The following is a 14,699-nucleotide window of genomic DNA, read 5'->3' on the forward strand; positions in this document are numbered from 1 at the left end:
CATTACGTGCGTTGCGCGGAAAACATGTGATGAATGATGCTCAAAACAGGAAATAGATTAATGCGTGGATTGGGAGAGGAGGCCGGCCACTTCGCTCAGTGAAGCAACGCCTCGCCACGGCGTAGTCTTGCTTCGTCAAAATAAAAAAGGAATCCGAAATAGGTGGACTGGCTGGAAAGAGCTGCCGCGATGCCCGATCGTCGCGCGCCGGGCACCATGTTATATGACATCTCTTATGGTCGGCTGGCGTAAGATATCCTCGCTTCCAGCGGGGAAACGGGCGAGGCAGGCTGTGACCGGCTAGAATGGACTTGCACGCGCAAGCACGAGACGTGCTTCCTGCTTCGTTAGCCAGCGAGCATACCGGCGAGATGCGATGAGCATATTCAGGTTTCAATCGGCGACGGAATCGGCATTCCTCAAACGCTCGCATGTGCCCAGCGCAGTTCGCGCATGGCTGGTCGACATGCTTTGCTGGCCCGCCCGGTTCGAGGATCCACAGGTCGAACGGGAATTTACGCAGGAGTATGGCCGGCGCTTCGCCGATTTTCGCCGTGCGGCGCTGGTGCTCGGCACCCTGATCTGGGTATGTTTTGGCTTTTGGGAAATCAGCCTTGCACAGACCAGTTCGGTGTTCCGGCCATACTTTCCGGAAGTTTTCGCGTTCCGTTGCGCCGGTGCCCTGGGCGCGACTGTCGGCATTGTGCTGGCCTTCAAGCTCGAATTTCATCGGGACAAGGTTGCACACTGGATCCTGTTGTCGGGCCTGGCGTTCATGTGCTTTTGCCTGCTGATGCAAACGGTCCTTGCCCCACGCCCATTCAATTTCACCCATTTTTTTGTCGGTTTTTATTTAATTCTCTTTTATCTGTTTGGCTTTCTGCGCCTGCGAGCCAAGGCGACGCTCATGCTGACCGCATGCGTGATCGCCGTGATCGTGATGGCGCAGCTGATCACCCAGGCGGTCGAGCCGGACAACTTCGCCGCGGGGATGTTCTATCTGTTGAACGTCGCCGTGCTGGGGCATAGCGTCAACGTGAATGCCGAGCGGCATGTGCGCGACCGGTATGTTGCCGTCCAGGCGCTTGCCCAGAGCAACGCTGCGTTGCAAGGCGCGAACGCCGAACTCGCGCAAAAGCACCATGACCTTGAGCGCGCACGGCGCGACCAGCAGACCAAGTCGGAAGCCCTGATCGCCTTGCGCGAGCAGCAGCGTGAAGCCGCGGAGCAGGCGAGCCGGGCGAAATCGCGCTTTCTGGCGGCAGCCGCGCACGACCTGCGCCAGCCCATGCATGCGCTGAACCTGTTTCTGGCGGCGGCAGACGAGGCGCTGGAAGCGCGCGACATCGAGGCATCGAGCAAGCTGATCGGCGAAGCACGCAAGGCGTCGGTATTGACGGCGCGCCTTTTCAATGCGGTGCTCGACCTGTCGAAGCTCGAATCGGGGCACGTCAACCCGACCTATACGAGCGTCGACCTGAGCCGCGTGACCGAGGAGACGGTCGAGCAGCTCGCGTCGTTCGCTGCGAGCCGCGGCGTTGTGCTGCGTTATGCAAAGGCGCTGCAAAAGCCCGCATGGGTACGCACCGACGCCGACTGGATTCCCCGCGTGCTGAGCAATCTCATTGCGAACGGAATCAAATATTCGGATCCGTCGAAAGCGGGCCGCTCCACGGTGCTCGTCGGGTTGGTACGTATGCCTAATTATGTGCGGCTCGACGTGCTCGATAACGGCATTGGCATCGCGCCGGAGCATTGGGACACCATCTTCCAGCCGTTCGTACAGATCGGAAATCCGGAGCGGGACCGCGAGAAAGGGCTCGGACTCGGTTTGTCGATCGTGAACGCGGTGGTGTCGCTGCTCGAGGGGCATCGTCTCGAACTCAAGTCGATCGAGGGGCACGGCTCGCGTTTCTCGGTGCGCATGCCGGTAGCGGACCCGTTCGCGCACGAGGATGCCGCGATATCGCCCGCCGATGCGTCGTCGTCGCCGTCACCGTCGTCGCTGCGCGGTCTCTACGTGTTGCTGGTGGAGGACGACAGCCTGGTGCGCGCCTCGATGGAGGCGTTGTTTGCACGCTGGGGGGTGCTGTCCGACTCGGTTCGCTCCGCAGCCGAACTCGGCGAGCTGTTGCAGACGATCGAACGCGTGCCCGACCTCGTGATCAGCGACTACCGGTTGCCGGAGAATTCGACCGCACACGACGTCATCCGGCTCCTCGGCGAGCACTTTACCCGGCCCGTACCGTGCCTTGTGGTGACGGGAGAAGCCGTGGCAAGCACCCAGGGTGTGTTGCCGGAGCGCTGCGTGCTCAGCAAGCCGTTGGCTCCCGACCTGCTGCTTGCGCGCATGCTCGAATTGACGGGGGCATCCGCTCGGGCGAGTTAGACCGCCGGGGCGTGCGCGACGGCGGGAATTTCAATGCCGCGGCGTGCCATTTCGACGATCAGGAAAGTGCGCCGCGAGACGTTGAAGCGGCTCAGCAGATCGCTGATGTACTCCTTCGCGGTGTTCTCCGAGATATTCATTTTTCGCGCGATGGCCTTGTTCGACATGCCCTGCAGAAGAAAACCCAGGGTTTGCGCGAGGCGCGGCGGCAGGTTCAGCGAGTTGATCGGAATGGCTTTGCTCGGGCCCGGGGGCTGCGGGGTATGGCCGCCCTTGCCGAGTACGCTGTTGGGCAAATAGACCCGTCCATTCAGGATCGTCTGCAGGGCTTCCCGGAACACCGCGCCGCCTTCCTCGCTGGCCTTCGAGATGAAGCCGCCAGCGCCGTTCTTGATGCAATCGAGCACGGTCTCGCGATCGTCCTGCGCGGACAGCATGACCACATGCGCCGCGCGCTCGTTCTCCTGCAGCCAGCGCAGCAGGTCAAGCCCGGTGTGATTGCCGCCGATCTGGTAGTCGAGAAAGACGAGGTCGTACGCCTTGTTCTCCAGCCGTTCGACAGCCGCGTCGTATGAGCCCGCCTCGTCGATGTCGAGCGTCGGTTCCGAGGTCAGGATCAGGCTCTTCATCGCGATGCGCGTCAAGCCCTCGTCCTCTACGAGCAGTACGTGCCGGAAATACTGGTTGTCCATCTGGGGAGTCTCTCTAGTCCAGGGCAAGCCCGCTAGCGATGCGAACAGGCTCTAGCCCACTGTACCCGTATTCCTTCAGGTTGCGATCCCCCCAAAGCGGGGGACGCTTCCGGGGCCACCTTCTGGAGGCGTTTTTCCCCCGCCATGGCCGGTTTTGCGAGAACCCGGCAACGCGCAGGATGGAGTCGCTGCAGTTCGGACGATAAGGGACACCATCATGCATACGCCGCATCCCGACTTCAAAAGCCTGCTGAACGTTTTCCGCTTCGCGTCGGATGACGAAACACGGGCCCGCCCTTGCGAGCCGGAGCCTGAACCGGCGACGCAGCCGGACGCAACGATCCTCGCGGAACTGCTTCGGGCAAGGGCGCTCATGGTCCGCATCGAGTCGAGCGGCGTGAAATTCCCCGACCAGATCTACGACGTCTTCGTGCAGGCCCTCGCCGCCTACGACCAGAAGTGCTGGACGGAGCAGATCGACCGGAGTTTCTGCATCACGTTGAGCCTGCTGGAGTCGGTCGCTCGCCACCGGCGCGGCGCCGCAGCGGCGGGCACCATGTGCACCGATGCGACCCTTGTTAATCACGACAATCCGGGCCCGAGGGGCATCATCGGCGAGCACCGGAAGATGCTCGACGGTAATTGGTGAGCGATCGCCGACGAGGAGACCGTGCGATGCGAGACAACGCCATCCGGTACGACGCGCCTGATGAAGAGCGCCTGCAATCCCTGCTTGCGCACGAGCGCGATAGCCAGGCGGGGGGCAGGCGGGCAGGGCGCGAGAAAACGATTCAGACAAAGACAGAGACAGAGACGGAACGGCGACCTCCCAGTCCCTACACTGTCCACACGCTCGACACCGCGATCGCTCACCTCGAAAGCGCGATCAGCGCGGACAAGGCGATGGCGATTTTCGGTGCGAGCTATTGGCACTCGCGCGTGCTCGAGCTCCGTTGCACACCGGGGATCTTGCACATTCAGGAGCGCCGGCTGCAGTGTTTGCTGGATCGGTTCGCTGCCGGAGCCGGGGGGACAGGAAATTGAATGAGTCGTGCCTGAATCGGGGAGAAGAGGAGACCGAACAAGATCGGGAAGCGTGAGAGACCACCAAAAAATCAGCGAAATCACTATCGACTTGCATTAGCCGGAAACGGCGGCTAGAGATCCAGCGTCACGCCGCCCGCTGCCGGATGCCCGACGCAGATCAGCGCATACCCCGGCTCGACGTCGAACTCCGGCGGGTCGTCGTATTCCACGCTGCCATCGAGCACGCGCGTGGCGCAGGTTCCGCACATGCCGGAGCGGCAGCTCGACCCCGCGTCGGCGCCGCAGCGCTCGGCGGCATCGAGCAGCGAGCCCTGCTGCGGCGGCCAGTGCACCGTTTGCGCTGCGCGGGCGAACGTCACCGGTCTGGCCGTCGTTGGCTCGCCGGCAACGGGAGCGCGATCGTGCGCGCGCTTCAGGCTCGATGGCCCGAACGCCTCGAAGCGGATCCGGTCGTCGGCAATATTCAGCGCGCGCAGTCCGTTGTACAGATCGCGCATGAACGCTTCGGGGCCGCACAGATAAAAGTCGTAGTCGTCGAACGGCAGGAAGCGTCGCAACGCGTCGACGTTCACGCGGCCCGCGAGCCGGCCTCCATCGAGCGAGTCGCGCGGCGCGGCGCTGTCGTACAGATGCACCGAGACGTTCGGATGTGCGCGTTCAATCTCCCGCAGCGCCGCTGCGAACGGGGTTTCGTGCTCGCCGCGCGTCCCATGGAACACATGGATGCGGCGTTGCGGTTCGAGCGCGAGTGCCGCGTCGAGCATCGCCAGCATCGGCGTGATGCCGATGCCTGCCGCCGCCAGCACAATCGCGCGGGGGCTGCGGGCATCGAGACTGAACGATCCGCGCGGCGCCAGCGTGTCGATCAGCGAGCCGATGCGAGCGTGGTCGTGCAGCCAGCGCGACGCTGCGCCGTCGCGCTTCACGCTTATCCGGTAGCGCGCCGGACGTGCGGCGTCGTGCGCCGCGGAAAGCGTATAGGTGCGCATGAGCGGCTTGTCCGATTCGGGCGTGACGATGCGCAGCGGAAGGTACTGCCCGGCTTCGAACGGCGCGAGCGGCTCGCTGTCCACCGATTCGAAATGGAACGAGCGGATCGTCGGGGATTCGTCGCGCACCTCGGCCACGCGCAGCGTGCGCCACGAACGCGGGTCGGCTTTTTTCGGCGCAGCCGCCGGGGAGGATTGCGTTGCAGCCTGCGCGAACTGCGGTGCATATTCGACCGCCGACCATCGCAACGGCAGGGCTTCCCGCACGCGGCGCACCTGCGCCACATGAAACCGCACCAGCCGCTGTGCCATCGGGAATTGCGCGACTTCGGGGCCGTCCCAGATCACCTCGGCGCGTACGGCCAGATACAACAGATCGCCGCGCGCGAAGTCGACGAACAGCAGCCCCGCACGCGGATCGCGCAGCAGGTTGCCGATCGTGTTGAAGAACTGGTTGCCGCTGAAGTCGGGCGCGGTCAACGTGCGTGCGTCGTCGATGCGCACGAAGCCGGGCATGCCGCCGCGATGCGACACGTCGGCGCCGCCCGCCGCGCCCGCTGCGTCATCGAGATTGGCGCTGCCGATGAAGAATACGTCCGCGCGTGCGATCAGCGCCCGGTCTTCCTCCGAGAGTGCCTGCGCATGTTCGACCGTGGCGTTCGCCGGCGCATTGCCGGCGAACGCCGGTTCGCGTCCATTGATGTATTTCGCGCAGTTGCCGAAGCTCTGCTTGACTGCGAGCGTCACCACGCCGCCATCGACGGTCTGGATCACGCCGTTCACGCGGTTGCGCCGCCGTGTGTGCGGCTGGATGCCGAGCCCGCCGATACGCGCGCCCGGCACCCAGCTTCCTTCGAGCGGATCGCCCGGCAGCGCGCCGCCGTCGATGCACAGCGTGCGGCTGTCCGGGGTCGACACGAAACCCGCCGCGTTCGCGCGCAGCGTCGCCCACGGCTGACCGGTTGCATCCACGCCGCCGAACACCATGAACGGCAGCGTCGCGAAGAACGCGCGATGCTGGTCCGGCATCGCGTCGCGGATGCCGCGCGAGCCGTTTTCGAGTGCAACGCCGGCCACGCCCGCGCGCCATTGGGCCTCGCGCTCGCCGTCGTGAAACGGCCCGGCGGCGCGGTACGGATGCAGTTCGGGGTGAGTGGTCATGACGGTCCCGGGTTGGCGGCGCGCAAGGGCCGCTCAGGCGGCGAGCAGGCCCGCCTTCGTCGACGGCATCGGCACGAAGCCCGGCAACGCGGCCACGCGCTTGAGCCACGCCCGCAGATGCGGGTACGGCTCCAGCGACACGCCGCCTTCAGGTGCATGCGCGATGTAGGTATGCGCGGCAATATCGGCGATCGTCACGTGATCGCCCGCGGCGAACGGCTTGTGCGCGAGTTCGGCGTCGAGCAGCGGCAGCAGCGTCCGCGCGATTTGCTGTGCATGCGCCAGATCGAGATCGCGCTTGAATACGTGGACGAGACGCGCGGCGCACGGCCCGGACGCGATCGGGCCGGCTGCGAGCGACAACCAGCGTTGCACGGCAGCCGCGCCATGAGGATCGTCGGGCAGCCACGACGGATCGCCGTAGCGCCTCGCCAGATAAACGAGAATCGCGTTCGAATCGAACAACACCGTGTCGCCATCGACAATCGTCGGAACCTGGCCGAAGGGGTTGAGCTTCAGGTAGGCGGGCTGGCGGTGTTCGCCCGCGGCGAGATCCACCGGCACGATCTCGAACGGCAGATCCAGCATGGACAGGAACAGCCGGACACGGTGTCCGTGGCCGGACAGCGGCGTGGTGTACAGGCGGATCGGCGTGGCCGGACGGACAGCAGGCATCGCATTCTCCATAACGATAGCGCTTCGGGATGAAGCGGCAAGGAGCGTTCAGATTAGGCAATGACGGCGCGCGCGGGAAGACTGCTAAGCTTGCATTCATTTTCTATCGAAAGTGGACAATCGCCGATGACCGATGTACGCGAAGTGAATCTGAACCGGCTGGCGGTGTTCGTCGCCGTGGTCGAGGCGGGGTCGCTCACGGCGGCGGCCGAGCGGCTCGGCATCGCCAAGACGATGGTCAGTGCGCATATGCAGCGCCTCGAACGCGAGATCGGCGCGAGCCTGATCGCGCGCACCACGCGGCAGCTGTCTGTGACCGATGCAGGCCGCGCGTTTTACGACGCCAGCTGCCGCATCCTGCAGATGACGGAGGAGGCGCTTGCGGCCGTCTCGAACGAGGCCACGCCCGCGCGCGGCGCGCTGCGGGTCAGCGCGCCTGTCGACTACGGTGCGCAGATCGTCGCGCCCGCGCTCGTCGATCTGCGTGCTGTTTATCCGGAGCTCGACATCGAACTGATTTGCGCCGACCACTACGTCGACCTGATCGGCGAGGGGATCGATCTGGCCGTGCGGCTCGGCAATCTGCCGGACTCGAACTACCGCACGGTGAAGCTCGGCAGCTACGTGCGCTGGCTGGTCGCGAGCCCCGCGTTCGTTGCGCGGCACGGCATGCCGAGGTCGCTGAACGCATTGGCGTCCTTGCCGCATATCGCAATGACCGTGCTGCGGCATCCGTCGACGCTCGAATTGACGCGCGATGCCGGGCGTCTCGCGGCGGGCCGCGTCATCCACGGCAAAGTCGTGCGCCGCGTGCGCTGCGTGAATGCGCTGAGCGTGAACACGGCGACTTCGGCACGCGCGGCGGTCCTCGCGGGCGGCGGCTTTGCCGCACTGACCGACTTCTCGACGCGCGCGGATCTTGTGTCCGGCGCGCTCGTCCGCCTGCTGCCCGAATGGTCCGGCGTGCCTTTGAATGTCCAGGCCGTGTTTGCGCCGACGAGCTACCCGTCGGGCAAGGTGCGGGCTGTTATCGAGGCGCTTAAGGCGAGGATCGCGACACGTGCCGCGTAAGCGCCTGGCGGCTCGCGCGCGTGACGTTGCACATGCGCCGCGAGATCAGCCTTGCGGCAAAAAACGGTCCTCGACGAACAACGCTACGACCGGGGCGGGACGCGAAACCACGTGACTGCCACGACCAGCAGGAATCCTGCATAGGCCGTCGCGAACACCCAGCCGGGCAAGTCGTAGTACAGCAAGGCGCTAACCCAATGCTGGACGAATCCCTGCGGCCCCGCGTGCCCGGTGCGTAGCCAGTCCTCGAGCACCGTGAGGGGGCACGGGATGTCGAGGACCGCAAGGAGGGCGACGACGCCTATCGCAACGAGATGCGTGAGACGGAACACGCGGTTGCGCACCCAATCGCGTTCGAGCCATGCGCCGATCCAGATCGCGGGCAATCCGCCGACGATGAAGAGTACGAGCAGCGCGTGCAGCACGAGAACGGTATTGGCCAGCCAGTTCATGACGATGCTCGCCGTTGCCCTCGCCCTGCGTACCTGGCTTCGATGATACGTTCCTCGGAGATCGAGGGGTCAGGGCAGGGGGCCCGCGTTTGGCGTCGTTCCGTTTGCCGTGAACGGCGAGTCGAAAGCCGCAATTGCGATTTCGGGATTCACCGGATCGTTGTCGTGCTTGTTCTGCTCGGTCCAGATCTGGCTATCGGGAAACCAGAATGCGTTTTCGCGTGGCGGCACGACGAGCCTCACTCGCAGCGACGGATTGAAGATCTTCGACCAGGCCGAAAGATAGGAGGGCGTCTTGATCAACTGACCGCAGTTTGCGAGTAGCAGGCTCGCGACCAGGGCTTCGCGGCCGATTGCGAGTCCGGGATGTCCGCTGAAGTGCACGGGCTTCCCTGCGCTCGCGAGCCGCGTGGCAGGCGCGACGTTGACGGGCACCGCGAAGCCCCACTGCCGGAAGAAGTCAAGGAAGGCCTGCTCGTCGCTGGAGACGAAGATGTTCGTGAGCCGGCGATCGTCGGCCAGTGCTTGCTCGACCGTGCGGCAAAACGCACTCCATTCGATCGTATGGGCCTCGAACTTTTTATCGGTGCCGCGAAAATGGACGCCCAATGTCGAGGCGCCGATATCGAGCCGCTCGCCGATGTGCGCGACTTCCTCGCGGATCGATTCGCCCGGCCGGAAGTTCGACAGGAATACCGTACTCGCCCGCGCGAGCCCGAGGCCCGCTTCGTAACGGCGAAAGCCCAGATCGCCGAGATCGCGCACGATCGACGTTCGCAAACCGGCTCTTGCGGCGTGCGGCACGGCGGACAGTGCGAGGTTTTCAAAGTATTCGGCGAGCCAGTCGATTTTGCCTTGCGCGTCGCCATAACTGCCTCCGCGCGCCGAAATGACGGGAGTCAATCGCTTTTCGTCGCAGTACAGGAGAATGCACAAGACGATCTGCATGATGGAAAAAAAGCCCGAACTGGCGCGAATCTCGATGACGAAGTGGCCACGGTTGAGGTGCTGCTTCGCATGGAGGGAAAGGCGATTCGGCGTATTGAGCACATTCTTGAAGCCTTCGCTGCGCCGCACCTGCCTTGCGATTTCAATGAGGTTTCTGAACATGCCGTGTCCCTTTGATCCTGAAAACGTGGATTGCCTTTCGGGCCGGGCAACGCCGCGTCCTGTTCGCAGGCGAGCGGTGCGCACACGGTAGAACCCGTCGATGGATGCGCCTTTAACTGCGTTAGCAACGATTGAGGGATGAGACGTATGTTTTCCGGCGATAACTCGATCGTCTCGCACGCCTGGATTGACTGGATATTTGGCATCCTGAGCGGTTGAGGCATTTTAGGATCTCGTGTTTACGCGTTGATTATCCTGAGGATTAAGTAACATCCCCCAATGCCCGTGATCGCTCGCGCGGCTAGCCGAACGGCCTGAGCTGCGACTCCGGCACGTCGACGCGCAGGTTTTCCATGAGCACCGTTTCGATCGGCTCGCGTGACTCGCCTTCGCTCACGATCTTGACGGGCAGCCCATGGCTCAAGTCGAACCATAACTTATAGGAAAACACGCCGCTCACGAACTGTCCAGTCCGGCACGTCACGATCACATGCGCCGCCTCGCGCCTGCCGATCGTCTCGGCGCCGACGACCTGTGTGTCGCCACGCAGTTGAAGCTCGCGGACATTGACCAGCAGCGCGCCGATATCGGACTCGTCGACGCGATGACCCTGCGGGCTCTGAATCATGTGATTGTCGGGGCTCAGCGTGAGCCTCGGAAACGTGTCGATACCGAACGGCCAAAGCTTGACCTTCCCCGATTCCGGGTTGAAGGTGAGCGTCGCGCCGCCATGCGGCCGGATGAAGTCCATCCGGACGAGGCCGGGCTTGCGGTAGCCATAGAGCACTTCGACCGTTTCAGCGCCCGCCGAAGTCGATTTCAACGTGACCTGGTAGTTGGCGAGCGCATCGAAGCGTGCCTGCGCGAGGGCCACGAAATCCCGGTCTGGGAGCGTCATTGCCCCCTCCTATACTCGAACGTGGAAGATGGGTCATTCTGGAGCACGGCTTCACACCGCGCAATCCACGCCTGGCGCTGGCGCAGACAAGGAGGAAGCGAACGATGGCGGAATTCCGTCTGACCACCTTATGGTGTATCGAGGCGCCGGTTCAGCCGGTATGGGACGCGATCCACGATGCGATGAACTGGCCGAGGTGGTGGAAGAACGTCGAAGCGGTACGCGAGCTGCAGGCGGGCGAGACCGACGGGCTGGGGGCGGTGCATCGTTACACGTGGAAAGGCGTGCTGCCTTATCGCGTGGTTATCGACGTGCGCGTCACGCGCGTCGCGCCGCTTGTTGCCCTCGAGGGCGAGGCCAGCGGCGCGCTGCAGGGCGTGGGCCGCTGGCATTTCGCGGCCGACGGCGGCCGCACGGTGGTGCGCTACGATTGGCACGTCAGGACGGCCAGCGCGTGGATGAGCGCGGTCGCGCTCGCGCCTTTCGCACAGCTGGCATTCCGCTGGAATCACGATTCGATCATGCGCGAAGGCGGCCTCGCGCTTGCGCGCCTGCTCGAGGCACGGTTCATCGACTGCAGCGGCCAACGGCGATAAGTGCAACAATCGGATTCGTCAGTGCGCTTGCACACGCTTTCTGCAAGATTTCTGCGAGACGGAGGTGTTGTGAACATGGCCCATCGCTCATTTGCCGTGCATGGGAGGCAACATGACTGAGATCGAGAAGGAGGCCGTCGTCGCAGTGCTGAACAGGATCCTCGAATCCGGGCGGGCGGGAGATGCTGCGCCGTCCGGGCACTACCGCGACGTCGCCGCAGCAGGACATGGGTCCCGCCTGAGCGGCGCTGGGTGCGGCTCGACATGATGCTGACGCTCGCCAACGTATCGAAGCACTATGACGGCACCACGCCGCGCAACGTGCTGCGCGGCGTGAATCTCGAACTGCGCTCAGGTGAATGCGTCGCAATCATGGGCGAATCGGGCGCCGGAAAATCGACACTGCTCAATCTCGCAGCCGGTCTCGACCGGCCGGACGCGGGACACATCGTTTTCGACGGACACGATCTCGGCGCACTCGACGACGACGCGGCCACCCTGCAGCGCCGCCAGAAAATGGGCTTCGTGTTCCAGGCCTTCCACGTGCTGCCGAACCTCACGGCGGCGCAAAACATCGCGCTGCCGCTGCTCCTGAACGGCATACGGGCGAAAGACGTGCCCGCGCGCGTGTCGTCCGTGCTGCACGCAGTCGGGCTCGGCGGGCGCGAGCGCGCGCTGCCGCGCGAATTGTCGGGCGGCGAGTTGCAGCGTGTGGCGATCGCGCGTGCGCTCGTGCATCAGCCGCGTCTCGTGCTGGCCGACGAACCCACCGGCAATCTCGATCACGACACGGCGATGCGTATCCTTGCGCTGCTGCGCGAGCTGGCGCAAAAGAACGGAGCGGGCGTGCTGCTCGCGACGCATTCGGGTGCCGTGTCGGCTGCCGCCGACCGCGTGCTGCGGCTCACGCCCGCCGGGCTCGAGCCGTACACGCCCGGCGCGGGCGGCGCGTAGGCGATGCGCTGGTTCGGCGCCGTGGGTTCATCGCGCGACGCTGCTGCATCGCGCGCATCACGTTGCCTGGGCAAGCGCATGCCCGCTGGCGGCGTCGGCGCCGCGCTCATCGCCGCTGAAATGCGCGCGCATCCGCTGCGCACGCTGATCGGCGTTCTCGCAATCGCGGCGGGCGTCGCGATGGGCTATGCCGTGCAGTTGATCAATCGCGCGGCGCTCAGCGAACTGTCGGCCACCGTCAACTCGCTGATGGGCAACGCCGATATCGAGCTGCGCGGTCCGCGCGCGGGCTTCGATGAAGCGCTGTACCCGCGCATTGCCCGTCTGCCCGAGGTCGCCGCGGCCAGCCCGGTGGTCGAGGTCGATGCGCGCGTGGCGGGACGCGACGAGTCGTTGAAGCTGCTCGGCGTCGATGTGTTTCGCGCGGGCTATGTCACGCCGAATCTCGTCGGGCGCGTGGAGCTGGCCGATCGCACGAACGGCACGAACGGCACGAACGGCACGAACGGCACGAACGGCGCAAAGGCCACCACGCTCGATCTGCTCGATCCGGACACCGTATTTCTCTCGCCCGCCGCGCTGAGCTGGCTCGCGCTCAAGCCCGGCGATTCGCTCACGGTGCAGGTCGGGCTGGCCTCGGTCGCGCTGCGCGTCGCGGGTGTGTTGCCCGCATCGGGCGATGCGGTGCGCGTCGGCGTGATGGACATCGGCGCCGCGCAATGGCGCTTGCAGCGGCTCGGCACGCTCGAGCGCATCGACATCAAGCTCAAGCCAGGTGTCGATGCCGAAGTGTTCGCGCATTCGCTCGCGCCACGCTTGCCCGCGGGTGTCGCCGCCGTCACGCCGGGCGACAACGCACACCGCACCTCGATGCTCTCGCGTGCGTATCGCGCGAATCTCAACGTGCTCGCACTCGTTGCGCTATTCACGGGCGCGTTTCTCGTTTTCACAATGCAGGCCCTTGCCGTACTGAGACGCCGTGCGCAGTTTGCGCTGCTGCGCGCGATCGGCGTGACGCAACGCGGCGTGCTGTGGCTCGTCGTCTCGGAGGGCGCGATGCTCGGCGTGCTCGGCGCGGCAGCGGGTCTCGCTATCGGCTTCGCGCTCGCTGCGGCCGTGCTCCGCTATGCAGGCGGCGATCTGGGCGGCGGCTATTTCGAAGGGGTGCAGCCGCGCGTGCATTTCGATGCGATGCCCGCGGCGATATTTTTTGCGCTGGGGATGGCCGCGTCGGTGCTCGGCAGTCTCGCACCGGCGCTCGAAGCCGCGAGGGCGCGACCCGCGCGGGCGCTGAAGGCCGGCGACGAGGAAGCGCCGGCCGCCCGGCTGCGCACGAAGCGTGCGGTCGCGGCGGCGCTGCTCGCGCTCGCCGCTGGGCTCGCCGCGGCGCTATTGCCGCCCGTGGCCGGCTTGCCGGTGTTCGGCTATCTCTCCATCGCGCTGTTGCTGCTGGGCGGCGTGCTGGCGATGCCGGCGCTCGTGCGCGCCGTCTTTGCCGTGCTGCCGCGCTCGCATCACGCCTTGCCGCAGCTCGTGCTGGCGCAGCTCGCCAATGCCCCCGGGCGTGCGACGATCGGGCTCGCGGGCATCGTCACGAGCTTCAGCCTGATGGCGGCGATGGCGATCATGGTGTCGAGCTTTCGCGTCGCGGTCGACGACTGGCTGCAGTGGCTGCTGCCCGCGCCGCTCTATCTGCGCGCTTCGCCGGGCGGCGACAGCGCATTCCTGTCGCCGGGAGATCAGGCGGTCATTGCCGCCACGCCCGGCATTGCGCGCGCCGAGTTTCTTCGCGCGACGCAAATCTCGCTCGACGCTCGCCTGCCGCCCGTAAGCCTGCTCGCGCGGCCCATCGATGCGCATCACCCCGCCGCGCGCCTGCCGTTGACGACCGCGCCTCGCGTGCCGCAAGCCGGCGAGCCGCCGCCGGTGTGGATCAGCGAGGCGGCCGCCGATCTGTATGGGATGCACACGGGCCAGCGCATCACGCTGCCGCTCGCGGGACAGCGCCTCCCGTTCATCGTGGCCGGCATCTGGCGCGACTACGCACGCCAGTTCGGGGCCATCGTGATCGATGCGAGCGACTATCGCCGGCTGACTCGCGACACACGCGTGACCGATGCCGCCTTGTGGCTCGACGCGGGCGTTGCGCCGTCGCAGGCGATCGCACGCTTGCGCGAGCGTGTGCACGGCGGGCAGCGCCTCGAGTTCGCGCAGCCTGGCGAGATCCGCGCGGCGAGTCTGCATATCTTCGACCGCAGCTTCGCCGTGACGTATCTGCTGGAAGCGGTGGCGGTGATCATCGGACTCTTCGGCGTCGGCGCGAGCTTCGGGTCGCAGGCGCTTGCCCGTACGCGCGAGTTCGGCATGCTGCGGCATATCGGCGTGACGCGTCGGCAGATCGCGGTCATGCTCGCGATGGAAGGCTCGCTCGTTGCGCTGCTCGGCGTGCTTGCCGGCTTGACGCTGGGCCTGGGTCTCGCGATGGTGCTCGTGCATGTCGTCAACCCGCAGTCGTTTCATTGGACGATGAGCTTGTACATGCCGTGGGGGTTGCTGGCCGCGCTGGCCTCGGCGGTCGTCGTGGCCGCCGCGCTCACGGCGCTCCTGAGTTCGCGCGCGGTGATGTCGGTCGACGCGGTGCGCGCCGTGCGCGACGACTGGTGAC

Annotated in this window: 14 protein-coding genes; 7 read left to right on the forward strand and 7 right to left on the reverse strand. The window is 65.5% G+C overall.

The features are described 5' to 3' along the window. Positions 1-40: 40 nt before the first annotated feature. On the reverse strand, positions 41-835 hold the full coding sequence (locus BHE01S_RS38520) for a hypothetical protein (RefSeq protein ID WP_167337711.1): 795 nt from the start codon (positions 833-835) through the stop codon (positions 41-43). A 72-nt stretch (positions 836-907) separates the two neighbouring features. Here BHE01S_RS38520 and BHE01S_RS27010 point away from each other — a divergent pair, with 72 nt between their 5' ends. Next, positions 908-2,389: an ATP-binding response regulator gene (locus tag BHE01S_RS27010; RefSeq protein ID WP_167337712.1), complete on the forward strand. Its 1,482-nt coding sequence runs from the start codon at positions 908-910 to the stop codon at positions 2,387-2,389. Here BHE01S_RS27010 and BHE01S_RS27015 read toward each other — a convergent pair. Continuing rightward, a complete protein-coding gene (locus BHE01S_RS27015; RefSeq protein ID WP_042269274.1) occupies positions 2,386-3,081 on the reverse strand; it encodes a response regulator in 696 nt (231 codons plus the stop codon). The genes BHE01S_RS27010 and BHE01S_RS27015 overlap by 4 nt on opposite strands. 217 nt (positions 3,082-3,298) lie before the next feature. Between BHE01S_RS27015 and BHE01S_RS27020 the strand changes: the two genes are divergently transcribed. Continuing rightward, complete coding sequence (locus BHE01S_RS27020) at positions 3,299-3,730, forward strand: hypothetical protein (RefSeq protein WP_157025668.1); 432 nt, start codon at positions 3,299-3,301, stop codon at positions 3,728-3,730. A 26-nt stretch (positions 3,731-3,756) separates the two neighbouring features. Next, positions 3,757-4,125, forward strand: coding sequence for a hypothetical protein (locus BHE01S_RS27025; protein ID WP_052406142.1), 369 nt, complete (start codon positions 3,757-3,759; stop codon positions 4,123-4,125). Between the two features lie 113 nt (positions 4,126-4,238). Here BHE01S_RS27025 and BHE01S_RS27030 read toward each other — a convergent pair whose 3' ends face one another. Both BHE01S_RS27030 and BHE01S_RS27035 read right to left on the reverse strand, forming a co-directional pair. Beyond that, the gene (locus BHE01S_RS27030; RefSeq protein ID WP_042269278.1) at positions 4,239-6,278 is read right to left on the reverse strand and encodes a 2Fe-2S iron-sulfur cluster-binding protein; all 2,040 of its coding nucleotides are present in this window, start codon (positions 6,276-6,278) and stop codon (positions 4,239-4,241) included. A gap of 33 nt (positions 6,279-6,311) precedes the next feature. Then, on the reverse strand, positions 6,312-6,953 hold the full coding sequence (locus BHE01S_RS27035) for a glutathione S-transferase family protein (protein WP_042269378.1): 642 nt from the start codon (positions 6,951-6,953) through the stop codon (positions 6,312-6,314). 126 nt (positions 6,954-7,079) lie between these two features. Between BHE01S_RS27035 and BHE01S_RS27040 the strand changes: the two genes are divergently transcribed. Then, the gene (locus BHE01S_RS27040; RefSeq protein ID WP_042269280.1) at positions 7,080-8,024 is read left to right on the forward strand and encodes a LysR family transcriptional regulator; all 945 of its coding nucleotides are present in this window, start codon (positions 7,080-7,082) and stop codon (positions 8,022-8,024) included. 83 nt (positions 8,025-8,107) lie between these two features. Here BHE01S_RS27040 and BHE01S_RS27045 read toward each other — a convergent pair whose 3' ends face one another. From BHE01S_RS27045 to BHE01S_RS27055, 3 genes are all read right to left on the reverse strand, one after another. Further along, on the reverse strand, positions 8,108-8,476 hold the full coding sequence (locus tag BHE01S_RS27045) for a DUF2784 domain-containing protein (RefSeq protein ID WP_042269282.1): 369 nt from the start codon (positions 8,474-8,476) through the stop codon (positions 8,108-8,110). A gap of 69 nt (positions 8,477-8,545) precedes the next feature. After that, positions 8,546-9,586, reverse strand: a complete 1,041-nt coding sequence (locus BHE01S_RS27050; RefSeq protein WP_063769107.1) for an O-fucosyltransferase family protein — start codon at positions 9,584-9,586, stop codon at positions 8,546-8,548. A gap of 301 nt (positions 9,587-9,887) precedes the next feature. Then, a complete protein-coding gene (locus tag BHE01S_RS27055; protein ID WP_042269286.1) occupies positions 9,888-10,484 on the reverse strand; it encodes a hypothetical protein in 597 nt (198 codons plus the stop codon). Between the two features lie 104 nt (positions 10,485-10,588). Here BHE01S_RS27055 and BHE01S_RS27060 point away from each other — a divergent pair, with 104 nt between their 5' ends. From BHE01S_RS27060 to BHE01S_RS27070, 3 genes are all read left to right on the forward strand, one after another. Beyond that, positions 10,589-11,080, forward strand: coding sequence for an SRPBCC family protein (locus BHE01S_RS27060; protein ID WP_042269287.1), 492 nt, complete (start codon positions 10,589-10,591; stop codon positions 11,078-11,080). Between the two features lie 267 nt (positions 11,081-11,347). Further along, positions 11,348-12,034 carry an ABC transporter ATP-binding protein gene (locus BHE01S_RS27065; RefSeq protein ID WP_042269382.1) on the forward strand — a complete coding sequence of 229 codons (687 nt, stop codon included), beginning with the start codon at positions 11,348-11,350 and terminating at the stop codon, positions 12,032-12,034. Positions 12,035-12,112: 78 nt separating this feature from the next. Next, positions 12,113-14,698, forward strand: a complete 2,586-nt coding sequence (locus tag BHE01S_RS27070) for an ABC transporter permease (protein WP_042269384.1) — start codon at positions 12,113-12,115, stop codon at positions 14,696-14,698. The last annotated feature ends 1 nt before the right edge of the window (position 14,699 follow it).

This window comes from Paraburkholderia heleia NBRC 101817 (assembly GCF_000739775.1).
Taxonomy (GTDB): Bacteria; Pseudomonadota; Gammaproteobacteria; order Burkholderiales; family Burkholderiaceae; genus Paraburkholderia; species Paraburkholderia heleia.